Source organism: Actinosynnema sp. NPDC023587 (assembly GCF_040640215.1).
Taxonomy (GTDB): Bacteria; Actinomycetota; Actinomycetes; order Mycobacteriales; family Pseudonocardiaceae; genus Actinosynnema.
The window spans coordinates 42,122-65,189 of sequence record NZ_JBFABG010000013.1 but is presented as its reverse complement, the minus strand read 5'-3'; the positions used below and the strand labels follow the sequence as shown (position 1 = coordinate 65,189).

The window sequence follows — 23,068 nt, the reverse complement described above, 5'->3', positions numbered from 1 at the left end:
GAACCCCGATGAGGGGCAGATCGCCGCGGCGCTGGTGGGCCGCGATCGTCGGCGGGACGCTCGGTGCGGCGCTGGTCGTGGTCGTGCCGCAGCACGCGGCGGCGGCCGTGACGCCGAAGGCCGCGCAACAGCTCAAGTCCGTCGAGGGCGGCACCGTGCCGGTCACCCCGCCGGCGGTGAACGCGGCCGAGGAGGTGCGCGGGACGCCGGTGGTCCAGTGGCCGCACGGCTCGTTCACCGTCCCGGTGGGCGGTGCGCGGGCCGCGCGGGCGGGTGCGCTCCCGCTGTGGGTCGAGGGCGAGGGCGCTCCCGGTTCGGTGCGGGTGGAGGTGCTGCGCCAGGCCGAGTCCACCGGCCGGGGTGTCGCGGGCCTGGTCGTGGCGGTCGGCCGCGCGGACGGCGTCCCGGCGTCCGCGCCGGTGTCGCTCTCGGTGGACTACCGGGGTTTCCGGCACGCCTACGGCGGCGACTGGGGTTCTCGGCTCAGGTTCGTCCCGCTCGACGGCGCGCCGGAACCGGCGAACACCCGCAACGACACCGCCGCCGGCACGCTGTCCGCCGACGTCCCGGTCTCCGCGACCCGCACCACCTACGCGGTGACCGCCGACCCGGGCGGGCCGTCGGGCGACTACGCGGCCACCTCGCTGGGGCAGACCGGCGAGTGGACGGTCTCCGAGCAGAGCGGCTCGTTCTCCTGGAACTACGACCTGCGGGTGCCGCCCGTGCCCGGTGGTCTCGTCCCGCCGCTGGAGGTGTCCTACAACTCGGCCGCCGTGGACGGCCGGGTCGCGACCGCGAACAGCCAGACGTCGTGGGTCGGCGAGGGCTGGGACCTCTCGCCCGGGTACGTCGAGCGGCGGTATAAGGGCTGCGCGACGGACCTCGGCGGCAACCAGGGGCAGACCAGGACCGGCGACCTGTGCTGGGCCTCGGACAACGCGACGCTGTCGCTGCCCGGCCGCAGCGGTGAGCTGGTCGAGGACGCCACCGGCCGCTGGCACCTCAAGAACGACGACGGCAGCCGCGTCGAGCGGTTCTCCGACGCCGGCGGCTCCGACAACGGCGACGACAACCGCGAGTACTGGCGGCTCACCACGACCGACGGCACGCAGTACACCTTCGGGCTCCACGAGCTGCCCGACGGGCGCGCCGCCACCAAGTCGGTCTGGACGGTCCCGGTCGCGGGCAACAACGCGGGCGAGCCGTGCCACCAGGCGGCGTACGGCGACTCGTTCTGCCGGCAGGCCTACCGCTGGAACCTCGACCACGTCGTGGACCGGCACGGCAACTCGATGAGCTACACCTACGAGCCGGAGACCAACAAGTACGGCCGCGACCTGGCCAAGGCCACCGACTCCTACGTGCGCGGCGGCACGCTGCGCCGGATCGACTACGGCACCAGGCCCGGCGTCGCCGGCGACGCGCCCGCCCGGGTGCTCTTCGACGTCGTCGACCGGTGCGCGCCGGGCGCGAACTGCGCGGCCAGGACGCCCGCGTCGTGGCCGGACGTGCCGTGGGACCAGGACTGCGGCGGCGAGACGTGCGCGGGCAAGTACTCGCCCACGTTCTGGTCGACCAAGCGGCTGTCCGCCGTCACCACCCAGATCCGGTCCGGCGGCGAGTACCGCGCGGTGGAGCGCTGGGCGTTCGACCAGAGCTACCCCGTCACCGGCGACAACACCAGTCCCGCCTTGTGGCTCAAGGGGATCGGCCACACCGGGCTGGTCGGGGGCGAGGCGACCACCCCGGCGGTGACGTTCACCGCCGACCCGGACAACAAGGCCAACCGGGTCAACGGCGCGCTGGACGGCCTGCCGCCGGGCAACAAGAACCGCGTCCGCGCCGTCCACACCGACTCCGGCGGCCAGATCGACGTGAACTACGCGCCGGTCGACTGCACGGCCGGCGCGCTGCCCGCACCGGACACCAACGCGCGGCGCTGCTTCCCGGTGCGGTGGGCCCCGGACAAGGCGATGCCGGTCGACGACTGGTACCACCGCTACGTCGTGGCGTCGGTCGGCCTCGTCGACCGGGTCGGCGGCGCGCCCACCCAGTTCACCGCCTACGAGTACGAGGGCGGCGCGGCGTGGGCCTACCGCGACGACCCGTTCGTCGAGGAGAAGCACCGGTCGTGGACCGACTGGCGCGGCTACGAGAAGGTGGTGGTGCGCAAGGGCGACCCGGACAACCCGGCGGACCGCACCCGGAGCACGACCCGGTACCGGTACTTCCGGGGCATGAACGGCGACCGGCTCAAGGCCGGCGGCACCAAGGCGGTGACCGTGGCCGGGATCGCGGACGACCCGCCGCTGCACGGGTTCCTCCGCGAGCGGACCACCTACGACGGCGGTGCCGAGGTGACGGGCACCGTGCACGACCCCAAGGTGGTGCAGACCGCCGCGCAAGGACCGCTCAAGGCGGCCATCGTGCGCACGGCGGCGACGTTCGGGCGGACCGCGCTGGAGTCCGGCGGGCCGCGCCGCACCGAGACCCGCCTGTCCTACGACGACGTCGGGCTGCGCACGGAGTCGAGCGACCTCGGCGACGTCGCCGACCCCGACGACGACCGGTGCACCACCACGACCTACACCCGCAACCCGGGGACGTGGCTGCTCTCGTTGCCCGGCCGGGAGGTCACGGTCGGCGTCAGGTGCGGGACCGCCGCCGTGTGGCCGCGTGACCTGATCGGCGACCAGCGGTTCCACTACGACGGCCGCGCGTTCGGCGAGGCACCCACCACGGGCGACACCACCAGGGTCGAGGCCATGTCGTCGGTCGGCGGCACGATCGGGTACGCCACCCGGCAGCGCGGCACGTTCGACCGGTACGGCCGCCCGCTGGACAGCTACGACGCCCTGGACCGCAAGACCACCAAGGCGTACTCGCCGGCCACCGGACCGGTCACCGCCACCGCCGAGACCAACGCCCTCGGCCACACCACCGTCAACACGCTCGACCCCGCGTGGGGCGCGGTGGTGGCCACCGCCGACGCCAACGGCAACCGGTCCGACTTCCGGTTCGACCCGCTGGGCCGGCTCGTCGAGGCGTGGGCACCCGGCCGCTCCAAGGCCGGCGGGCAGGGTCCGTCGGTCCGCTTCGAGTACGGCCTGCGCACCGACGGGCCGACCTGGATCAGCACCCAGCGCCTCAAGGCGAACTCCAACTACAGCACCAGCCTCACCCTGTTCGACGGGTTCCTGCGGGAACGCCAGACCCAGGAGCCGAGCCCGCAGGGCGGACGGGTGCTCACCGACACCCTCTACGGCACCCGCGGCCTGGTGACCGCGACGAACTCGCCCTACTACAACGCCTCGGCGCTCGACAAGAGCCTCTTCGCCCCGCTGGACAACCAGATCCCCAACCAGACCACCACCACCTACGACGGCGCGGAGCGCAAGACCGAGGAGACCTACGAGAAGCTGAACGAGCCGCAGTGGTCCACCACCACCGCGTACGGCGGCGACCACGTGACGGTCACCCCGCCGCGCGGCAGCACGCCGTCGGCCACCTACACCGACGCGCGCGGCAACGTGACCGAGGTGCGGCAGTTGCCCGACACCGGTCCCGTCTCGACCAAGCGGACCTACACCAAGTCGGGCCTGCTGAGCACGATCACCGACCACGTCGGCAACGTGTGGACCTACGGCTACGACCTGTCCGGCAACCGGGTCCGCACCGCCGACCCCGACAAGGGCACCGCGACGACCACCTACGACGCGACCGGCCGGCCGGTGTCCGAAACGGACGCGCGCGGGCAGACCACCGTCACCGCCTACGACGCGTTGGGCCGGAAAACGGAGCTGCGCAAGGACTCCGCGACCGGCGCGGTGCTGGCGAGCTGGTCCTACGACGCGGTGAAGAAGGGCCGACTCGACACCACCACCCGGTTCGTCGGCGATGACGCCTACGTCCAGCGCGTCACGTCGTTCGACGCGTCCTACCGGCCGGTGGACACCGCCGTCACCATCCCCGACAGCGAAGGCGGCCTCAAGGGCACCTACACCACCCGCACCACCTACCTCGCCGACGGCACCATCGGCTCGACCCGGCTGCCCGCGCTGGGCAGCGCGCTGCCCGAGGAGACGGTGGTCTACAGCTACGACCCGCTCGGCCTGCCGACGAAGGTCAGGGCGGGCACGGCCACGTACGTCGGCAACGCGGTCTACACCGCGCTGGGCGAGCTCACCCAGTTGCAGCTCGGCCCGGACGGCAGGCGCGCCTGGCTCACGACCTACTTCGAGGAGGGCACCCGGCGGGTGCAGAACTCCGTGGTCGAGCGGGAGACCGCGTCGGCGGTCCAGGCCGACCAGACCTCCTACGGCTACGACCCGGCGGGCAACGTCACGACCCAGGACACCACCACGGCGGGCAGCGCGCCCGACCGCCAGTGCCTGACCTACGACGGGCTGAGCCGGCTGACCGAGGCGTGGACGAGCACGGCGGCGTGCGCCGCACCGGGAGCCGCGCCCGGCGGTCCCGCGCCCTACTGGAACTCCTACCGGTCCGACGCCCTGGGCCGCCGGACGTCACTCGTGCGCCACGGCGTCGGCGGCGCGCCGGACACCACCGTCACCACGACCTACCCGGAGGTGGGCCAACCCCAGCCGCACGCCCCGAAGACGACCAGCGCCGGTGCCCACACCTACGACCGGACCGGCAACACGACGTCCCGCCCCGGTGGGCAGACCTTCACCTGGGACAGCGAAGGGCACCTGTCGACCGCGACCGCCGGGGACGTGACCACCACCTACGTCACCACCCCGGACAACGTCCGGCTGCTGGCCAAGCGGCCGGACTCGACCACCCTCCACCTGGCGGGCGGCGAACTGCGGCTGGACAAGGCGACCGGCGAGCTGACCGGAACCCGCTACTACGCGCACGGCGGCCAGATCGTCGCCTCGCGCACCGGCTCGGCGACCGCCTACCTGGTCTCCGACCGGCAGGGCAGCGGCACGCTGTCGTTGGACGCGGCCACGTTGGCGCACACCAAACGCCGGCTGGACCCGTACGGCGTGGTCCGCGGCCCGGCACCGGCGTGGCCGACCTCGCACGGCTACGTGGGCGGCGTGCACGACTCGTCGACCGGGCTGACCCGCCTGGGCGCGCGCGACTACGACCCGGCCGCCGGGGCGTTCCTGTCGGTGGACCCGGTGCTGGACGACGGCGACCCGCGCCACCTGGACGCCTACGGCTACTCGTTCGGCAACCCGGTGGCCTTCAGCGACCCCGAGGGCACGCAGCCGATCTGCAACAAGTTCGGCGACTGCCGGGTGGGCGTGGACACGACCAGGGGCAACCCGGAGGCGTGGCAGCGGGAGCAGACCCGCATGGAGGAGACCCACCGCCGGTGGCAGATCGAGCAGGAGCGCCGCAACCGGCCCGGTCCGGCGGTGGACAGGGGCGGCAACGTCCAGGTCGGCCGCAAGGGCAAGTCGATCAACCAGCAGGAGGTCGCGGAGCGCGAGCGCCAACTGGCCGCCGCGAAGACGAACACGGCGAAGAAGGAAGCCGGTTTCCTGGAGCACGTCAACTACTCGCGGTGCATCGACATCCCGGTCAACATCATCCTGACCATCACGGGGTGCGGCGGTGCCGACACCAAGGGGGTCTTCGGCAACATCGGTTTCAGCTCCAAGATCCCCCTGCGGCCCAGCGACATCCCCAAGTCCATCAAGGCGTTGACGGAGTTCAAGCCGCCGCAGATCTCCGACAAGATCAGTTTCACGCCGCAGGAGGTGGGTTTCAGCACCGCCCAGTCGGTGACGCTGCCGGTCTCGGTGCGGGAGGTGGGTCTGAAGGTCGGGCTGGACGACAGCGGCACGCAGCTCAAGTCGATCTCGATGGTCTGGCCGGTGACGAGCAAGGGGAGCTGGTCCAAGTCCGTCACCTACACCGACTACATCTGGACCTGGTGAGGTCGGGTCCCGCCTAGTCGTGAACCCCGTGGTCCCCGTGCGCGCTCCGGTGCGTGCGGGGACCACGCGCGTTGGAGCGGGTGAACCCGCGCGCGGCGGGGCCGGTCGTGGCCGCCGGGCGTCGGACGCGGGTGGCGACCGTGGTGGCCACGCCGGCCAGGACGAGCAGGAGGCCGAAGACCAGGTGGCCGATCCAGCGGTCGGTGGCCCCCGTGGCGGCCAGCACCGGTTCGGCGGGACGGCCGCCGGGCGACTCGGCCGGGGGGTTCGGACGGGGCCCCGCCGCCGCCTTGGCCGGTGCCGAGTAGGCAGGTGCCGAGGCCGTGCCCGTGATCGGCGTCGTGGCCGTCGCGTCGACCGTGGTCGGCGTGGTGGTCGCGGGTGCTGCGGCGGTCGTGGTGGTCGGGACGACGGTCGTGGTGGGTGCCTGGAAGGGGGTGGTGGTCGCCGCGACCGTGGTGGTCGTGGGCGGGTCGCCCTTGTCCGGGCCCGGGGACCCTGCGTGCGCAGGTTCGGTGGCGGGGGCCGGTTCGGTGGCGGGAGCCGGGTCGGCGGTGACCGGGGCCGGCGGTGCGTCGTGATCGGACCCGGGCGACATCCACCCCGGTCGGGTCGCGGACCAGCCGACGCCCGGTTCCGACGGCGTGGCGGGCGGTCCGGCGACCACCGGCGCGGCGGCGGCCGTCCCGGTCCACAGCACGGCGGTCAACCCGACCGCGACCGTCGCGGTGGTCAGGGCCGAGACGAGAAGAGTGTTCCGGCCGGTCGAGTGGTTTCGATCGTCGTTCATGGACCCTGGGTACCGGCGCGTATCGGGCCGTGCACTGCGAAAAGACGATGTTGCCCTGGAAGGGGGAACTCCGGCCATCGGGGACATCGCATCGTCACCTCGCGGGTGCGCCGCGACACGGTCGGCGCGTCCCGCACGACGTACCTCGTTCGTCACACGTTCGAGATCGGACGGTTGGGCCGCCGCCGTCGCGGGTATCTCGAACGAGCGTTCGAGCAGAGGAGATGTCGTGGACCGCACACCGGAGAAGGACCCGCAGGACTGGACGACCGGCGACGAGCCCATGACCGGGCCGCAGGAGTCCTATTTGCACACCCTGGCGCAGGAGGCCGGCGAGCAGGTGCCCGACGGCCTGACCAAGGTCGAGGCGTCGCAGCTCATCGACCGGCTCCAGCAGAAGACCGGGCGCGGCGCGTAGCCGGTCGTCACGGCCGGAAGAACGCGGCCAGCTCGGCGGCCAGGGCCTCGGGGGCGTCCTCCGCGACGTGGTGCCCCGAGTCGATTCCGTGGCCGCGCACGTCGTCGGCCCACGCGCGCCAGATCGCGAGCGGGTCGCCGTAGAGGTCTTCCAGGTCGTCGCCCAACGACCACAGGACGAGGGTCGGGCAGCGCAGCCGCACGCCCGCCGCCCGATCCGCCTCCTCGTCCGCGCGGTCCACGGTCAGCCCGGCCCGGTAGTCCTCCAGCATGGCCCGCACGACGTCCGGGTCGCCGGTGGCCGCGCGGAACTCGTCGTGGTTCTCGCGCCCCATCCGGTCCGGGTCGCCCGCGTACCAGGCGACCGGGTCGGCGTTGATCACGCGTTCCGGCGTGCCGGGCTGGGCGAAGAAGAACCAGTGCCACCACTGGGTGGCGAACTTCGCGGTGATGCGGGACAGGTGCTCGCTGATCGGCAGGCAGTCCAGCAGCGCGGCCCGCTCGACCACCTCGGGGTGGTCCAGTGCCAACCGCAGCGCGACGGCCCCGCCCCGGTCGTGCCCGACGAGCCGGAAACGACTGTGCCCCAGCGCTTCCATCACAGCGACGAGGTCACCCGCGACGACCCGCTTGGAGTGGGCGCGGTGATCGGGCGTGGGCGCGGGTCCCCGGGACCGGCCGTACCCGCGCAGGTCCGGGCACACCACCGTGAACCCGTCGGCCACCAGCAGGGGCGCGACCCGGTGCCAGGTGGCCGACGTCCTGGGGTGGCCGTGCAGCAACAGGACCGGTGGTCCTTCGCCGCCGTGCCGCACGAAAATCGTCGCCTCGCCGACCGGGATCTCTTCTTCCGCGAATCCTTCGAACATCTTCCGAGCCTCACACACCGGCGCGGGGATCGCGACCACCTCGGCGTGGGCAGGCGGAAAACGTCGGAAAACCGCGACGGCACAAGGCCATCGCGGTTCTCCGACGTTCGTGGCGGTTCGTTCCGGCGGGGGTCAGCGGATCTTGAGGCGTTCGGCCAACTGGTACAACGACTGCCACAGCGCGGTCGCGGCATCGCCCAGCAGCGAACTCCCGGCGGGTGCGCCGCGCGTGATGTCCAGTCCCGCGTCGGATGCGACGACGTCCTCCGCCAGCAGGCGTTCCAGCACCGTGAGCACCACGTCCGGGTGGCCGAGGGGCAGCGGCGCGGCGAACGTCTGCACCGAGCGCACCTGGTCCCTGTGCCGGTTGGCCAGCTCGCCGACGTCCGCGCCGGCCGCCGCGCCCGCGACCAGGTGCACCTCCTGCCCGGCGAGTTCGGCCAGCACGTCCTCGGCCGCGCGCAGCGGTTCGTCCACCACCGGCAGCCGGCACCACACCACCCGCAGGTGCTCGGTCAACGGCCGCCAGGTGGCGGGCAGTTCGCCGTGCGGCGCGGCACCGGCCGGGTCGAGGACGAGCACCACCGGCGCGCCGGTCGGGCCCGATCGCACCACGGACGGGCCCGAGGGCTCGGTCTCCGTCATTCTCATGCCTCCACGGCCGCGGGTTCGACGCAGTAGACCGTATACGCGGAGCGGATGATCGGCTGGGCGACGTTGCGCACCCGCACCCCGCCCGGCGTCATCCCGTGCTCGACGCCGAAGTGCGCGTGCCCGTGCACGGCGAGATCCGTGCCGGTCGCGTCGATCGCCTCGCCGAGCAGGTAGGAGCCGAGGAACGGGTAGATCTCGGGCGGCTCGCCGCGCAGCGTGTCCGGCACGGGGGAGTAGTGCGTCAACGCGACCTTGACGTCCGTGCCCAGGCTGCCCAGTGCGCTCTCCAGGCATTCGGCGATCTCCATCGTGTGGCCGATGAACGCCTTCATCTCCGGTTCGCCGAACGCGCTGCCGCACTTGCCCGCGAACCCGCCGCCGAACCCCTTCACACCGGCCACGCCCAACGTGTGCCCGTCGATGTCGAAGGTGGCGGTCTCGCCCTCCAGCACGACCACACCGGCGTCCCGCAGCACCCGGGTCACCTCGGCGGGCTGGTCGGAGTGGTGGTCGTGGTTGCCCAGGACCGCCACGACCGGCACCGGCAGGCCGCCGAACTCGTCGGCCACCACCCGCGCCTCGGCCACCGTGCCGTGCCGGGTCAGGTCACCCGCCAGCAGCAGCACGTCCGCGTGCTCGCCCACCTTCTCCAACGCGGGTCGCAACAGGCCCCTGGCGTCCTCCCCCAGGTGCACGTCCCCGACCGCCCCGACGCGGATCATCGCAACTCCTCCCGGCCCTCCGGCTCTCCCGCCGGCACCACCCGCACGTCGTCCAACACCGTCAGTTCGGGTGCGATCTCGTGGATCACCGCCTCCAGCTCCTCTCTGCGCCCGGCGCAGGCCACGTCCCCGGAGAGCAGCACGTTGTCACCGCGCACGGTCACCCGCACGCCCAACTCGGTGGTGCGCGGGTCTTCGGCCAGCGCCCGGCGGAGGCGCGCGGACAGGTACTGCTCGGCGGTCATGGCGTGCTCCTGAGGTTCAGGCGTTCGGTCAGCACGAGGAACGCTTCGGCGTAAGGGGAGTGGGCGGTCGCGTCGATCACGTGTGCCCAGTCGATCTGCTCGCGCAGCGCACGGGCGAAGGGGAGCAGCTCGCTGAAATCGCACCGGTGCCCGTCCAGCACGAGCAGCTTGCTCACCATCACGTCGGTCGCGGACATCACCGGCAGGGTCACCGAGCCGACGGCCAGCGCCTCGGCGCGGGCCAGGGTCTCATCGGTGACCGGCAGCTCGTTCGGGCGGAAGAGCAGGTCCACCAGCGAATCGCCGTCGTAGACCTTCAACAACCAGTCCTCGGGCGCGTCGGCGGCCCGCATCCCCGCCGCCACCAACGCGCTCACCGCGGGCTTGGCATCCTCTTCGCGCACCAGGATGTCCACGTCGTGCTCGGTCGCCGGCCCACCTCGGGCGTACACCGCGCACCCGCCCGTCAGCGCGAACGGAATTCCCTGTTCACGAAGCCCGTTGGCCGCTTTGACCAACGTGCGCAACAACTGGTCTTGAACGCCGCTCATGCCGATGACTACCCCGACGGGTCGCGGTTCACACAGGCGTGGACGGCGGCGACCGCCGTCCCCGGCCGGTCGGGGCCCGCAAATCCAGGTGACCAGGGCTGTCGTCCCGATTACCGTGGAGCACGTGATGTCGCAGTTGTACTTCCTCTGAGGGACGACGCCTCCACCGGCACCCGCGAGTCGCGGTGCCGGCCTCGTCCTGTTCGCGCATCACCTCTCGTTGGAGGCAGTTCCCCATGTCCGCTCGAATCCCGCCCGCCCCCGCGCGGGCGGCGCACGTCCGCGCGTCGGACGTCCACGTGTCCTACGGCGGGCGGCCCGTGCTCGCCGGGGTAGACCTCGTCGCCGGTCGCGGCGAGCGGGTCGCCGTGGTCGGCGAGAACGGCCGGGGCAAGACCACCCTGCTCCGGGTGCTCGCCGGCGACCTGCCCGTCGACCGCGGCGAGGTCCACCGCGCGGGCTCGGTCGGCGTCGCCGACCAGCAGCTCCCGCTCGGCCCGGCCGACACCGTCGGCGCGCTGATCGACCTCGAACTGACCGCCGTGCGCGCCGCGTCGGCCCGCCTGGAGCGCGCCGCCGACGCCCTCGCCGCCGGCGGACCCGGTGCGGCCGACGCCTACGCCGAGGCGCTCGCGGCGGCCGAGGCCGTGGACGCGTGGGACGCCGACCGGCGGGTCGAGGTCTCGCTGGCCGCGCTGGACGCCGTGGCCGACCGCACCCGCCCGCTCGGCACCCTCTCGGTCGGGCAGCGCCACCGGGTGCGGCTGGCCTGCCTGCTCGGGGCCGGGCACCCCGTGCTGCTGCTCGACGAGCCGACCAACCACCTCGACGCGAGCGGGCTCGACCACCTCACCGAGCGGCTGCGCGCCCACCCCGGCGTGGTCGTGCTGGTCAGCCACGACCGGGCGCTGCTCGCCGACGTCGCCACCTCCGTGCTCGACCTCGACCCTTCCAGCGACGGCCGGCCGAGGGCCTACGGCGGGGGCTACGCCGCGTACGTCGAGGCGCGTCGGGCCGAGCGCGCCCGGTGGGAGGCGCTGCACGCCGAGCAGCTCGCCGAGCGGCAGCGGCTGGCCGACGACCTGTCGGCGGCGCGGAACCGGCTGCGCGACAACTGGCGGCCCGCCAAGGGGCACGGCCGGCACACCCGCGCGACCCGCGCTCCCGGCCTGGTGCGGGCCGTGCACCGGCGGCAGGAGGACCTGGCCGCGCACGTGGTGGCCGTCCCGTCGCCGCCGGCCCGGTTCACCCCGCCCGAGCTGCCCGGACACGGCGGGAACCTGCTGCGGGCCGACGGCGTGACGGTGGCGGCCAGGCTCGCGCGTCCGGTCGACCTGGCGGTGGGCTCCGGCGACCGGCTGGTGGTGACCGGGGCCAACGGCGCGGGCAAGTCGACCCTGCTGGCGGTGCTGGCGGGCGACCTGGAGCCCACCGCGGGCCGGCTCACCCGCGCCCGACCGGTGCGGGTGGGGAGGGTGGGCCAGGAGTCCGCGCCGCCGGACCCGCGCACCCCGGCGCGGCTCTACGGCGAGCACGTCGCCCGCTCGGGGGTGCCCGCGCCGGAGCTCGGCGACCTGGGCCTGCTGGACCACCACGACCTCCACCGGCCGGTGGCCGAGCTGTCGGTCGGTGCCCGGCGGCGGCTGGACCTGGCCCTGGTGCTGGCGGGCCGGCCGCACGTGCTGCTGCTCGACGAGCCGACCAACCACCTGTCGGCCGCCCTCGTCGACGAGCTGACCGCCGCGCTCGACCGCACCCCGGCCGCCGTGGTGATCGCGACGCACGACCGGCAACTGCTGCGGGACACCCGGTCCTGGCCGCGCCTCGCGCTCTGAACGGACCGCACCCCGTTCCGACCGACCGCCGGGTGGCCGGTGGACGCCCGGCGGCGCGGTCAGTACGCGACGGCCTTGGCGGCGAACCGCTGGGCGGGTTGCCCACCGGACGCGGCCGGGTAGCTGATCCGGTCGGCCACGCCGTCCGAGGTGTACCGGCCGGCCGGGCTCGCGGCCAACTGGTCCAGCCACGACGTCGAGCCGTACTTCGCCTCCTCGCCGGACGCGTCCTGCGAGCGGATGCGGGGCACGTTGAGCGGGTCGAAGTCGTCGGCGTAGGGCGAGGGCGCGGGGTTCGCCCCCACCAGCAGGACGCACGAGTGCTCGTAGGTCACGCCGTTGTGCGACCCGCGCAGGGCGAGCGGCCCGTTGCCCGGGACCGCGCCGAACGGCAGGGCGAGGCTGGAGACCCGGTACCCCGGCACGGCGCTGTCGATCTCGCGCTGGCCCGAGGCGATCGCCTCCTGCACCTCCGCGTCGCCGGCGGCGGACAGGTTGGTGTGCTGCTGCGTGTGGTTGCCGACCTCGAAGTCGTGGTCGCGCAACCAGGGCAGCACGCCCTTGCCGTCGGGCGTGCCGAACGGGGCCGCGTTGACGTACAGGCTGGCGACGGGGCGGAAACCCGGGTGGCGGGCGGCCACGTCCAGCAGGATCGCGATCGCCGTGCCCGGTGCCGGGCCGCCGTCCGGCCCGAGCGCGAACTGGGTGGGGTCGCCGTCGTCGAACGTCAACACGACCGGGTGACGTCCGGCCGGGACGTCGATGCGGCCGGTGGCGTACTCGGTCGCGGTCACCGGGACGTAGCCCTCGGCGGCCAGGCGCTCCAGCTCCGCGCGGTACCCGTCCGGGGTGCGGTCGTACACCGACGTCGGCTGCGCGGTGAGCCGGTGGTACATCAGGACCGGGACCTGACCCAGCTCGTTCGCGCCGATCGAGGCCGGGTCGGGCGGCGGGGTCGAGGTCTGCGCCGCCGGTGCCGCGGGGGCGACCGGCGTCGGGGCGGGGGTCTCCGCCGCCGGTGGAGCGCCGCACGCGCAGCAGACGGCCGCGACGAGGGCGGCGGCGAGCGGGCTGCGACGGGTGGGCGCGGGTGCGTCGTTCACACCCCAGATAGTGGCGCGTCGGCGCGGACCGGAAAGCCGAGGTGGGCAACATACCCACCTTCGGATGACGTTGCGTTTGCCGGGCGACGCGGCGGGCTAGTCGCTGCTTGACTGTGCCGGACCCGGACCAAGGAGTCGCCGGTGTCGCATACACCTTCCAGGACCAAGCGCGTCCTGGTACCCCTAGTCGCAGTCGCGGTGCTGTTGTTGGTGGCGGGCACCGTCACCACGATCGTGCACAGCCGCGACGTCAGCCTCGCCGTCACCGACCTCGCGGAGGGCGGCTCCATCACACCGGCCGGCGTGCAGCGCGTCGCCATCACCACCGCCGACCCGGCCGACCTCGACCACGTCTCGGTCCAGGTGGACGGCCAGCCGGTCGAGGTGAACCACGACGGCGGCCGGATGACGCTCGTGGGCGTCGACCTGGCCGAGGGGGACCACACGCTGTCCGCCACCGCGCCCAACCCGCTGCCGTGGATGCCCGACGAGACCGTCGAGCGGACGTTCACCATCGACGGCACCCCGCCCGCCGTGGCGGTCGAGCCCGCCGAGGCCACGTCGCCGCGCGGTCCGCTGACCGTGCGCGGCACGGTCGACGGTGCGGACACGATCCTGCTCGGCGACCGGGAGGTCCCGGTGCGCGACGGCAGGTTCGAGGCGTCGCTGGACGCCGTGCCCGCCCAGTTGAAGGTGCGGTCGGCCGACCGCGCCGGCAACACGGCGCAGCAGGACGTCGCCATCAAGGTCACCCATCCGGGGATGCGCGCGGTGCACCTGTCCGCCACCGCGTGGGCCACCCCGGAGTTGCGCGACCCGGTGCTGGCCCTGGCGCGCGAGCACCGCATCGACACCGTCCAGCTCGACATCAAGGACGAGAGCGGCGAGATCGGCTACGACTCCCAGGTCCCGCTGGCCCGCCAGATCGGTGCCAGTCGCGGCTACTACGACGCCCGCGCCGCGCTGGACCAGTTGCACGGCATGGGACTGCGGGTGGTCGGCCGGCTGGTCGCGTTCCGCGACCCGGTGCTCGGTCGGGCGTCGTGGGAGTCCGGGGCGCGCGACCGGGTCACCCAGGACACCGGCGGCGCGGCCTGGTCGGCGCACTACGGCGAGTACGCCTTCACCAACTTCGCCAACACCGAGGTGCGCGACTACAACATCGCGATCGCCAAGGAGGCGGCGGGGCTGGGCTTCGACGACGTCCTGTACGACTACGTGCGCCGTCCCGACGGCCCGATCGGCCGGATGGTGTTCCCCGGGTTGACGGGCACGCCCGAGCAGTCCATCACGGACTTCCTGCGGGACAGCCGCGCGGCCGTCCGCCCGCTCGGGGCCTACCTCGGCGCGTCGGTGTTCGGGATAGCGGCGCACAGCCCCGGCGACGTGGCGCAGGACATCCCGGGCATGTCGCCGCACGTCGACTACGTCGCCCCGATGGTCTACCCGTCGCACTGGGGTCCCGGTGAGTACGGGGTGGACAACCCCAACGCCAAGCCGTACGACATCGTCCGGGCGTCGGTCGCGAACTTCGTGGACCTGACCCGGGGGACCGGCGCGGTCGTCATCCCGTGGCTGCAAGCCTTCTCGCTGGGCCACCACTACGGCCCGGGTGAGATCCAGGCCCAGGTCGCGGCGACGCGGGACGCGGGCGCGCCCTCGTTCCTGCTGTGGAACGCGGCCTGCGCGTACGGCGGGGCCGGTCTGGAGCCCGCATGAGAGCTGGGCCCGTTGCCTACCTGACGGCGGTGTGCCTGGCCGCGACCGCCGTGCTGGTGCCGGAGTTCGGCTCGGTGACCCGCACGGTGGCGGTCCGGTGGCCCACCTCCGGCGTGCCGGCGGTGGCCGAGGCGGTGCCGCCCACCGCGCCGCCCACCGCGTCGTCGGCCGGCCGCCGGATCGCCGAGCTGCCGCCGGGGCCGCCGTTCCCGGAGCACGGCGCGGGCACGTGGCGGGTGCTCCCCGGTGCGTTCGGGACCGGCGGCACCTCGTACTCGGTCGAGGTCGAGGACGGGATGGCGCTGCCCGGCGGTGACGGCGGCTTCGCGGCCGTCGTGGACTACGCGCTGGTCCACCCGCGCGGCTGGGCGCGGGCCGGGCACGCGTTCCACCGCGCCGACGGCACCGCCGAACCGGAGCTGCGCATCCGGCTCGCCTCGCAGGAGACCGCGCGGCGGCTGTGCGGCTTCGAACTGCCGTACGACACCTCGTGCCGGATCGGGTCCGAGATCTACCTCAGCGTGCCGAGGTGGTTCCGCGGTGCGCACGCGTTCCAGGGCGAGCTGCGGGCCTACCGGCTCTACATGGTCAACCACGAGGTCGGCCACTTCCTCGGCCACGGGCACGAGCCGTGCCCGGTGGACGGGGCACCCGCGCCGGTGATGATGCAGCAGACGTTGAGCACCGACAACGACGAGCTCGCCGCCATCACGTCCGGAGTGGACCAGGGCACCACGGTCACCGCCGACGGCAAGTCCTGCACCGCGAACGCGTGGCCCACCCCTTGACGGCACTCCGGTGCCGCAGCGGCTCCCCGGCCCTGTCGAGCACGGGCCCGGTCGAGTACGGGTTCAGTCGAGTACCGGCTCAGTCGAGCACGGGATCGGCGGGCACCGACGGCTCGGAGCGGGGTTGTGCGCTCGCGGTCGGTCGCACCAGCGGTTCGGTGCCCTGCCAGAGGGGCGGCTCCGCGCTCACCGGCAGGTCCGCTTCCTCCCGGGGCAGCGGCGGGTCGATCGACGGCTGGAGCGGCGGTCCCGCCGGGTGCTGGAGGTTGATCAGCACCGGGTGGCCGTCCGTGTCGAACTCGATCACGCCGGACTGCCCGGACGTCAGCGCCCGGTCGACCTCGGCGAGGATCTCCAGCAGCACCAGTTGGGCGCGGTCCAGCGTGTCGGCGTGCGTCACGACGTACTCGTGGCCCCGGCCCCGGTGCCCGTCCGAGTCGCCGTGCAACTGCACCACGACCCCGTACGGCAGGGGCGGGTCCGGGGTGAGCAGCAGGGCCGCGCCGATCCGCAGCAGCAGGTCGGCGCGCACCAGGCCGCGGTCGTAGGTGGGTAGCCACACCTGCGGAATCCCTGGCTGCACGGTCACTTCCACACTGTAGAAGCCGCTGTGCCGGGCCGGGCACGACCCGATCCGCAAACTCCCCGATCGGGTGAGACCCGCACGCCCCGACCGGTCGACGGGCACCCCTCGCGGACGTTTCGGCGGCCCGGGGCACGGGCACTTCGGTGGGGTGAGACTGCGCCGCAGCGATCCGCACGGCCCCGGCTGGCGACGACGTCCGAGGGGCCGGGGGTTCAGCTACACCGACGCCGACGGGGCCGCGCCGGACGAGGACGAGCTGGCCCGGATCAAGTCGCTCGCCATCCCGCCCGCCTGGCGCGACGTCTGGGTGTGCCCGCACGCCAACGGCCACCTCCAGGCGGTCGGCACGGACACGGCCGGCCGCCGCCAGTACCTCTACCACGACCGGTGGCGGCGGGAGCGGGACGAGGCGAAGCACGACCGGGTGCTGGAACTGGCCCCGCTGCTGCCGGCGTTCCGGGCCGAGGTCGCCCGCGCGCTGCGCGGTCGGGGCCGCGAGCACGACCGGGTGGTCGCGGCGGCCCTGGCGATGCTGGACCGCGGGGTGTTCCGGGTGGGCGGCGAGTCCTACGCGGAGGACAACGGGACGCACGGGGTGGCGACCCTGCTGTGCGCGCACGTGGCGGTGCGCGGGTCCGCCGTGGACTTCCACTACCCGGCCAAGGGCGGTATCGAGTTCACCACCAGCGTGACCGACGGCGACCTGGCGCGCGCGGTCAAGTCGTTGCTGCGCACCAGGTCCGGCGACGAGCGGTTGCTGGTGGACCGGTCCGGCCACGGGGTGACCGCGGAGGACGTGAACGAGCGGTTCAAGGAGCTGGTGGGGGACGGGTACTCGGTCAAGGACCTGCGGACCTGGCACGCGACGGTGCTGGCGGCGGTGGCCCTGGCGCGGGCGGAGCGGCCGTCGTCGCGGCGCGGGCGCAAGCGCGTGGAGGCGGCGGTGATGCGGGAGGTCTCCGACCACCTGGGCAACACCCCGGCGGTGGCCAGGAAGTCCTACGTGGACCCCCGGCTGCTGACGGCGTTCGACCAGGGCGTCGTCCTCGCGGACGTCGACGGCGACCGGGAGACGGTCGAGAAGGCGGTGGTGCAGTTGCTCGACAGGTGACCCGCGCCGGTCGCCCTCGACCGCCGCACCCCGGCACCGGTCTGCCGGGGTGCGGGCCACCCCCACGTCACCGGGGCGCGGCCGGCCGGCGTCGCGCCTCCCGGATCACGTCCGCTGGGTCTCGTCCGCCTGGTCGACGCCGGGGCGGAAGGAGAAGAGCTGGTCGAGCCCGGCGATGTGGAACACGCGCATGAGCTCGGGCGTGACGCCCGCCAGTTCGAGGGTGCCGCCGGCGGCCTGGGCGCGCTGGTGGGTGGTGATCAGGGCGGTGATGCCCGTGGAGTCGCAGTAGCCGAGCCCGGCCAGGTCGATCACCAGCTCGGCGTCGAAGGCCGCCCCGTCGAGTGCTTCGAGCAGCCGGGGCACGGTGTGGAGGTCGAGCTCGCCCGCCGCCCGCAGCACGGTCAGACCCGGCGCGGGCCGGTCTAGGGCAACAGTAAGGATGGGATCGTTCACCGGGTCTCCTGTGCCGTGGGTGGTGCTGGTGCCGGACGGGTGGTGCCGCGTCCGCGGTCCGGGTTTCCCGGAGGGGCCGGTGGGTACACCGGGGCCGTCCGCCGCTGCCCGGAACCCGGTCCGGGCAGCTCGCGACAACTCCAGTCCGTCATCCTCGACATGCTCCTCCCGGGTCCGATCGGTATCCCCGGGAGCGCGCACAGCGGTGTGCGCGTCCCCCGGGGCGCTGTCCTATCCTATGAATCATTTCACCGAGCTGCCGCCACGACGGAAGTCCCGCGGCACGAGTGCCGGGGGCGGCCTCCGGGCGCGGGCCGGTGTGGACGAAGGGGTGGCCCGTGGTGAGTCCCGGCGACGCTGAGGTCGACCAGCCGGCGGTCCCGGGCGTCGACGTGTTCGCCGTCGACGACGAGGTGGGCCCGGACCTGGCCCTGGTGGACTGGGAGGCGACGCCGCTGGGCCTGCCGGCGTCCTGGCCGCAGAGCCTGCGGACGGCGGTGAGCATCCTGCTGTCCTCCCGTTTCCCCATGTGGCTGGCGTGGGGGCCCGAGCTGACGTTCTTCTGCAACGCCGCCTACCGGCGCGACACCCTGGGGCGCAAGTACCCCTGGGCGCTGGGCCGGCCCGCGACCGAGGTGTGGGCGGAGATCTGGGGCGACATCGGTCCGCGCATCGAGACCGTCCTGACCACCGGGAAGGCGACCTGGGACGAAGCGCTGCTGCTCTTCCTCAAGCGCTCGGGGTACCCCGAGGAGACCTACCACACGTTCTCCTACAGCCCGCTGCGCGACGACGGCGGCGCGGTCGTGGGCATGCTGTGCGTGGTCAGCGAGGACACCGAGCGGGTCATCGGCGAGCGCCGGATGGCGACGCTGCGCGACCTCGGCTCGGACCCCAGCGTGGTCCGCACCGACCAGGAGACCCTGGCGTTCTCCGGCCGGCAGCTCGACCGCAACCGGCGGGACCTGCCCTTCACCCTGACCTACCTGTTCGCGGAGGACGGCTCGGCGCACCTGGCGGCGGCGACCGGGATCACACCCGGGCACCCGGCCGGCCCGACCGCGATCCCGGTCGACGACCAGGACGGCCCGTGGCCCGTCGCCACGCTCGCCCGCGGCGAGTCCGCGCTGGTCGAGCTGGACGGTCCGGTGTTCGCCGGGTTGCCCACCGGGAGCTGGGAGGAGCCGCCCACCCGGGCGCTGGTGGCCCCGTTGCAGCAGCAGGGGGCCGCGCCGCACGGGTTCGTGGTGGTCGGGCTCAACCGCTACCGGCAGTTGGACGAGGGCTACCGCGGGTTCGTGGAACTCGTCGCCGGGCACATCGCGGCGGGGATCGCCGCCGCCCGCAGCTACCAGTCCCAGCAGCGCCGGGCGGAGGAGCTGGCCGAGCTGGACCGGGCCAAGACCGCGTTCTTCTCCAACATCAGCCACGAGTTCCGCACCCCGCTGACCCTCATCATGGGCCCGGTGCGGGAGCTGCGGGACCGGCTCGCGGGCTCCGAGCCCCGGGTGAGCGAGGAGCTGGAGGTCGTCCACCGCAACGGCCTGCGGCTGGGCAAGCTGGTCAACACCCTGCTGGACTTCTCCCGCATCGAGGCCGGCCGGATGGGGGCGAGCTTCGAACCGGTCGACCTGCCGGTCGTCACCGCCGAACTGGCCAGCGTCTTCCGCTCGGCGATCGACAAGGCCGGGCTGTCCTTCGAGGTCGACTGCCCGCCGCTGCCCGAACCCGTGCACCTGGACCTGGGCATGTGGGAGAAGGTGGTGCTCAACCTCCTCAGCAACGCGCTGAAGTTCACCTTCGAGGGCTCGATCCGGGTCGCCGTGCGCACCGCCGGCGGCCAGGCGGTGGTGACCGTCGAGGACACCGGCATCGGCGTGCCGCCCGACGAGATCCCCCGGCTGTTCGAGCGCTTCCACCGCATCGAGAACGCCCGCTCGCGCTCCAACGAGGGTAGCGGCATCGGCCTGGCCCTCGTGCGCGAGCTGGTCGGCCTGCACGGCGGCACCATCTCCGCGGCGAGCGAGGAGGGCCGGGGGACCCGGTTCACCATCCGCCTGCGGTTCGGCTCCGCGCACCTGCCCGCCCCGTCCACGACCTCCGGCGCGACCCGCTCGGCGGTGTCCGCCACGGCCGAGCCGTACGTGGGGGAGGCCCTGCGCTGGCTGCCCGACGAGCGCGGCGGGCCGGTACCCGGCGAGCTGCCGCCGGTCGTCGAGAGCGCCCGGCGCGATTCCGCGGTGCCCGCCACGGTGCTGGTCGCCGACGACAACGCGGACATGAGGGAGTACCTCACCCGGCTGCTGGAGGGTGCCGGCTACGCCGCCCACGCGGTCCACGACGGGGTGGAGGCCCTGGAGGCGGCCCGCGTCCGGGCACCCGACCTCATCGTCAGCGACGTGATGATGCCCCGGCTCGACGGGCTGTCCCTGGTCGCCGCCCTGCGGGCCGATCCGCGCACGGCGGCGGTGCCGGTGGTGCTGCTGTCCGCCCGCGCCGGGCAGGAGGCGTCCATCGAGGGCCTCCAGGCCGGTGCCGACGACTACCTGGTCAAGCCGTTCGCCGCGGCCGAGCTGCTGGCCAGGGTCCGGGCCAACGTGGAGCTCGCCCGCCTGCGCAACCACCACGCCCGCTGGCGCACCGCGCTGATCGACTCCCTCCAGGAGGCGTTCTTCGTCTGCGACGAGCGCGGCAGCGTCATCGAGGTGAACTCCGCGTTCGCCGACATCCTCGGCTACGGCCCGGAGGGGCTGCCCTACCACCCGGTGCACCCGTGGTGGCCGGACGTCGCCGACGCCGACGCCCACGGGCGGTTCGCCGAGGCGTTCGACGGCCTGCTCTCCGGGAACCAGGGCAGCTACACCACGCCGGTGACCCACCGCGACGGGCACCGGCTGTGGATCAGCGTCACGTTCAACCCCGCCCAGGACCCGGACAGCGGGCGCACGGTCATCGTGGGCACGTTCCGCGACGTCACCGCCGAGCACCACGCCATCCAGCGCGACACCGCCCTGGCGGTGCTGGGCATGCGCCTGTCGGAGGCCGCCAGCCTGCCCGAGGCGCTGGCCGGCGCGCTGGAGGAGTTCAAGGTCCTCTGGCACGCCCGGAGCGTCACGGCGGCGGTCTTCACCGACCGGGGCGCGCCCGCGGTGACCGGCACCGGTCCGGAGCTGTCCTGGGACGACCTGCCCGAGCGGCGTCGCGCCGAGTTCACCGCGCTGCGCGAGCGGCCCGGCCTGGGCCCGGTCGTCGACGGCGCGACCGGCGTCGGGATCGCCCTGGAGCACCCGGAGGGCCCCCTGGCGCTCCGGCTCGACCTCGACGAGCACCGCCCGTTCAGCGGTGAGGACGAGCTGTTGCTGTCCCTGCTGGCCGGGCACCTGGCCCAGGGCCTGTCCCGCGCCCACCAGATCGACCAGCAGCGCGAAACCGCCCTGGCGCTCCAGCGCGCCATCCTCGGCCCCTCCAGCCTGCCCGACGGGTTCGCCGTCCGCTACGAGCCCGCCGCGCGCCCGCTGGAGATCGGCGGCGACTGGTACGACACGGTGGCCTTGTCGGACGGCCGCATCGGGATCGTCGTCGGCGACTGCGTCGGTCGCGGGCTGAAGGCGGCGGCGGTGATGGGGCAGTTGCGCAGCGCCTGCCGGGCCCTGCTCCTCCAGGAGATCGGGCCGGCCCGGACCCTGATGGCCCTGGACCACTTCGCCGCGAGCCTCCCCGGGGCGATGTGCACCACCGTGTTCTGCGGTGTGCTGAGCCCGGACACCGGTCTGCTGACCTACTCCAGCGCCGGGCACCCGCCCGCCATCCTCGCCCTCCCGGACGGCACCGCCGCACTGCTCGACCAGGGGCGCTCGATCCCGCTCGCGGTGCGGCCGGGAGCCGCCCGCCCGGAGGCCGAGTGCACCGTCACGCCCCGGGCGACGCTGCTGATGTACACCGACGGGCTCGTGGAGCGGCGTCGCCGCCCGCTGACCGTGGGCATCGACAAGGCCGGCGAAGCCGTCGCGCAGGGCCGGGACACCGCCCTTGACGACCTGGCGAGCCAGGTGATGGCCCGCCTGGCACCCGCCGACGGGTACGACGACGACGTGGCGCTGCTGCTCTACCGCCACCCCGCGCCACTTGACCTGACCTTCCCCGCCGAGTCCGGCCAGCTCGCCCCGGTGCGCAAGACCCTGCGAAGCTGGCTCGCCAAGTGCGGCCTGCCGCCGCAGGCCGTGCAGAGCGTCCTGGTCGCGGCGGGCGAGGCGTGCGCCAACGCCATCGAGCACGGTTGCCGCGACAGACCCGGCAACGCCGTGCGGCTGCGGGCCGAGGCGCTGGTCAGCGACCTGTACCTGAAGGTCGCGGACAGCGGGCACTGGAAGACGCCCCAGCCCGAGCTCAACCCGCACCGGGGTCGCGGCGTCGAGCTGATGCGGGCGATGATGGAACAGGTCACCGTCACCCCCGGACCGGTGGGCACCACCGTCGACATGCACCTGAGGATTCCCCGATGACCACACCGCTCAGCCTCACCCCGGGCCGAGGCCCGGACGGGACCGCGTTCCTCAAGGTCGTGGGCGAGATCGACATGAGCAACACGCCGACCTTCGCCGCCGCCCTCGACGACATCCCGGGGCGGCTCGTGGTCGACCTGACCGAGGTCGAGTACCTCGACAGCGCGGGTCTGAGCGTCCTGTTCGCCCACGCCGACCGCATCGAGCTGGTCACCACCGACCTGCTGGAACCCGTGGTGACCGTCTCGGGGCTCAGCACCGTGACCACGGTCCGCGTGCCGGACTCGAACGCGTAGGGGTCCGCGCGGACGGGATCGCCCCGGCGCGGGAACCGAGGTCGCGCGGAGCGGCTCGGTCCGGCCGACGTCCGGTTCGGCGTGGAGCTGGTCGGCGGCGACGGCGCGCGCAGCGGGGTGCGGGACGCGCGGGGCATCGGGATGGCGGGACCGCGCGACGTCTCGCACAACCTCGACGTCCTGTCCGCCGCCGATCTGGGCCGCCAGTGCCGAGGAGAGCCACCGGCGGCTGCTCGACGCGATCGAGGCCCACCGCGCGCCGCACCTGTGGCCGGCCGCCGCACTGTCCACAGTGGACCTGTCAGGTACCGGTTTCGTTCTGCCGGCGGGACCTCGGGCGCGCCGGCGCGCGGCGGTGCGGCCCGGGTGCGCGCGCTGCCCGGTCGGAACCGCCCGCGCCGGTCGGGATGAGGAGCCTCCCGGCCGGCGCGGGGGTCCGCGGCGGTCCTGGACACCGGGTCGGTGGAGAGCGACCGGCCCGGCGTGCCCTGGCGGCCCGACGACGGGCC

At 73.9% G+C, this 23,068-nt stretch carries 17 protein-coding genes; 8 read left to right on the top strand and 9 right to left on the bottom strand.

Going from position 1 to position 23,068, the window contains the following annotated elements:
* Positions 1-8 precede the first annotated feature (8 nt).
* Positions 9-5,915, top strand: coding sequence for an RHS repeat-associated core domain-containing protein (locus tag AB0G01_RS28080; protein ID WP_360951236.1), 5,907 nt, complete (start codon positions 9-11; stop codon positions 5,913-5,915).
* 13 nt (positions 5,916-5,928) lie between these two features.
* On the opposite strand, the gene AB0G01_RS28075 is transcribed toward AB0G01_RS28080, so the two are convergent.
* Positions 5,929-6,705 carry a hypothetical protein gene (locus AB0G01_RS28075; protein ID WP_360951233.1) on the bottom strand — a complete coding sequence of 259 codons (777 nt, stop codon included), beginning with the start codon at positions 6,703-6,705 and terminating at the stop codon, positions 5,929-5,931.
* 229 nt (positions 6,706-6,934) lie between these two features.
* On the opposite strand from AB0G01_RS28075, the gene AB0G01_RS28070 reads away from it, so the two are divergent.
* A complete protein-coding gene (locus tag AB0G01_RS28070) occupies positions 6,935-7,123 on the top strand; it encodes a DUF3072 domain-containing protein (protein WP_360951230.1) in 189 nt (62 codons plus the stop codon).
* A gap of 7 nt (positions 7,124-7,130) precedes the next feature.
* On the opposite strand, the gene AB0G01_RS28065 is transcribed toward AB0G01_RS28070, so the two are convergent.
* From AB0G01_RS28065 to AB0G01_RS28045, 5 genes are all read right to left on the bottom strand, one after another.
* Positions 7,131-7,991, bottom strand: a complete 861-nt coding sequence (locus AB0G01_RS28065) for an alpha/beta hydrolase (protein WP_360951227.1) — start codon at positions 7,989-7,991, stop codon at positions 7,131-7,133.
* Positions 7,992-8,123: 132 nt separating this feature from the next.
* Positions 8,124-8,636, bottom strand: coding sequence for a hypothetical protein (locus AB0G01_RS28060; protein WP_360951224.1), 513 nt, complete (start codon positions 8,634-8,636; stop codon positions 8,124-8,126).
* 2 nt (positions 8,637-8,638) lie between these two features.
* The gene (locus AB0G01_RS28055; protein ID WP_360951221.1) at positions 8,639-9,367 is read right to left on the bottom strand and encodes a metallophosphoesterase; all 729 of its coding nucleotides are present in this window, start codon (positions 9,365-9,367) and stop codon (positions 8,639-8,641) included.
* Positions 9,364-9,612 carry a BON domain-containing protein gene (locus tag AB0G01_RS28050; RefSeq protein ID WP_360951218.1) on the bottom strand — a complete coding sequence of 83 codons (249 nt, stop codon included), beginning with the start codon at positions 9,610-9,612 and terminating at the stop codon, positions 9,364-9,366. The genes AB0G01_RS28055 and AB0G01_RS28050 overlap by 4 nt, the downstream gene beginning before the upstream one ends.
* Positions 9,609-10,163, bottom strand: a complete 555-nt coding sequence (locus tag AB0G01_RS28045; RefSeq protein WP_360951215.1) for a nucleotidyltransferase family protein — start codon at positions 10,161-10,163, stop codon at positions 9,609-9,611. The genes AB0G01_RS28050 and AB0G01_RS28045 overlap by 4 nt, the downstream gene beginning before the upstream one ends.
* 236 nt (positions 10,164-10,399) lie before the next feature.
* On the opposite strand from AB0G01_RS28045, the gene AB0G01_RS28040 reads away from it, so the two are divergent.
* Positions 10,400-11,998, top strand: coding sequence for an ABC-F family ATP-binding cassette domain-containing protein (locus AB0G01_RS28040; protein ID WP_360951212.1), 1,599 nt, complete (start codon positions 10,400-10,402; stop codon positions 11,996-11,998).
* Between the two features lie 59 nt (positions 11,999-12,057).
* On the opposite strand, the gene AB0G01_RS28035 is transcribed toward AB0G01_RS28040, so the two are convergent.
* Entirely contained in the window at positions 12,058-13,101 is a 1,044-nt protein-coding gene (locus AB0G01_RS28035; protein WP_360951209.1) for a polysaccharide deacetylase family protein, read from the bottom strand.
* Between the two features lie 198 nt (positions 13,102-13,299).
* Here AB0G01_RS28035 and AB0G01_RS28030 point away from each other — a divergent pair, with 198 nt between their 5' ends.
* Positions 13,300-14,820, top strand: coding sequence for a putative glycoside hydrolase (locus AB0G01_RS28030; protein WP_360951206.1), 1,521 nt, complete (start codon positions 13,300-13,302; stop codon positions 14,818-14,820).
* Positions 14,817-15,608, top strand: a complete 792-nt coding sequence (locus tag AB0G01_RS28025) for a DUF3152 domain-containing protein (protein WP_360951203.1) — start codon at positions 14,817-14,819, stop codon at positions 15,606-15,608. The genes AB0G01_RS28030 and AB0G01_RS28025 overlap by 4 nt, the downstream gene beginning before the upstream one ends.
* A 79-nt stretch (positions 15,609-15,687) precedes the next feature.
* Here the strand turns inward: AB0G01_RS28025 and AB0G01_RS28020 are convergent, their stop codons facing one another.
* On the bottom strand, positions 15,688-16,197 hold the full coding sequence (locus AB0G01_RS28020; protein WP_360951200.1) for a hypothetical protein: 510 nt from the start codon (positions 16,195-16,197) through the stop codon (positions 15,688-15,690).
* A 145-nt stretch (positions 16,198-16,342) separates the two neighbouring features.
* Between AB0G01_RS28020 and AB0G01_RS28015 the strand changes: the two genes are divergently transcribed.
* The gene (locus AB0G01_RS28015) at positions 16,343-17,305 is read left to right on the top strand and encodes a DNA topoisomerase IB (protein WP_360951197.1); all 963 of its coding nucleotides are present in this window, start codon (positions 16,343-16,345) and stop codon (positions 17,303-17,305) included.
* Between the two features lie 105 nt (positions 17,306-17,410).
* On the opposite strand, the gene AB0G01_RS28010 is transcribed toward AB0G01_RS28015, so the two are convergent.
* Positions 17,411-17,761, bottom strand: a complete 351-nt coding sequence (locus AB0G01_RS28010; RefSeq protein WP_360951194.1) for an STAS domain-containing protein — start codon at positions 17,759-17,761, stop codon at positions 17,411-17,413.
* Positions 17,762-18,099: 338 nt separating this feature from the next.
* Here AB0G01_RS28010 and AB0G01_RS28005 point away from each other — a divergent pair, with 338 nt between their 5' ends.
* The gene (locus tag AB0G01_RS28005) at positions 18,100-22,263 is read left to right on the top strand and encodes a SpoIIE family protein phosphatase (RefSeq protein WP_360951191.1); all 4,164 of its coding nucleotides are present in this window, start codon (positions 18,100-18,102) and stop codon (positions 22,261-22,263) included.
* Complete coding sequence (locus AB0G01_RS28000) at positions 22,260-22,559, top strand: STAS domain-containing protein (RefSeq protein ID WP_360951188.1); 300 nt, start codon at positions 22,260-22,262, stop codon at positions 22,557-22,559. Before AB0G01_RS28005 ends, AB0G01_RS28000 begins: the two co-directional genes overlap by 4 nt.
* Positions 22,560-23,068: the final 509 nt, after the last annotated feature.

Coding starts and splice junctions, on each gene's coding strand:
- AB0G01_RS28065 (WP_360951227.1), bottom strand. CDS start 7,991: ATGTTCGAAGGATTCGCGGAAGAAGAGATCCCGGTCGGCGAGGCGACG.
- AB0G01_RS28080 (WP_360951236.1), top strand. CDS start 9: ATGAGGGGCAGATCGCCGCGGCGCTGGTGGGCCGCGATCGTCGGCGGG.
- AB0G01_RS28050 (WP_360951218.1), bottom strand. CDS start 9,612: ATGACCGCCGAGCAGTACCTGTCCGCGCGCCTCCGCCGGGCGCTGGCC.
- AB0G01_RS28025 (WP_360951203.1), top strand. CDS start 14,817: ATGAGAGCTGGGCCCGTTGCCTACCTGACGGCGGTGTGCCTGGCCGCG.
- AB0G01_RS28060 (WP_360951224.1), bottom strand. CDS start 8,636: ATGACGGAGACCGAGCCCTCGGGCCCGTCCGTGGTGCGATCGGGCCCG.
- AB0G01_RS28040 (WP_360951212.1), top strand. CDS start 10,400: ATGTCCGCTCGAATCCCGCCCGCCCCCGCGCGGGCGGCGCACGTCCGC.
- AB0G01_RS28075 (WP_360951233.1), bottom strand. CDS start 6,705: ATGAACGACGATCGAAACCACTCGACCGGCCGGAACACTCTTCTCGTC.
- AB0G01_RS28045 (WP_360951215.1), bottom strand. CDS start 10,163: ATGAGCGGCGTTCAAGACCAGTTGTTGCGCACGTTGGTCAAAGCGGCC.
- AB0G01_RS28000 (WP_360951188.1), top strand. CDS start 22,260: ATGACCACACCGCTCAGCCTCACCCCGGGCCGAGGCCCGGACGGGACC.
- AB0G01_RS28055 (WP_360951221.1), bottom strand. CDS start 9,367: ATGATCCGCGTCGGGGCGGTCGGGGACGTGCACCTGGGGGAGGACGCC.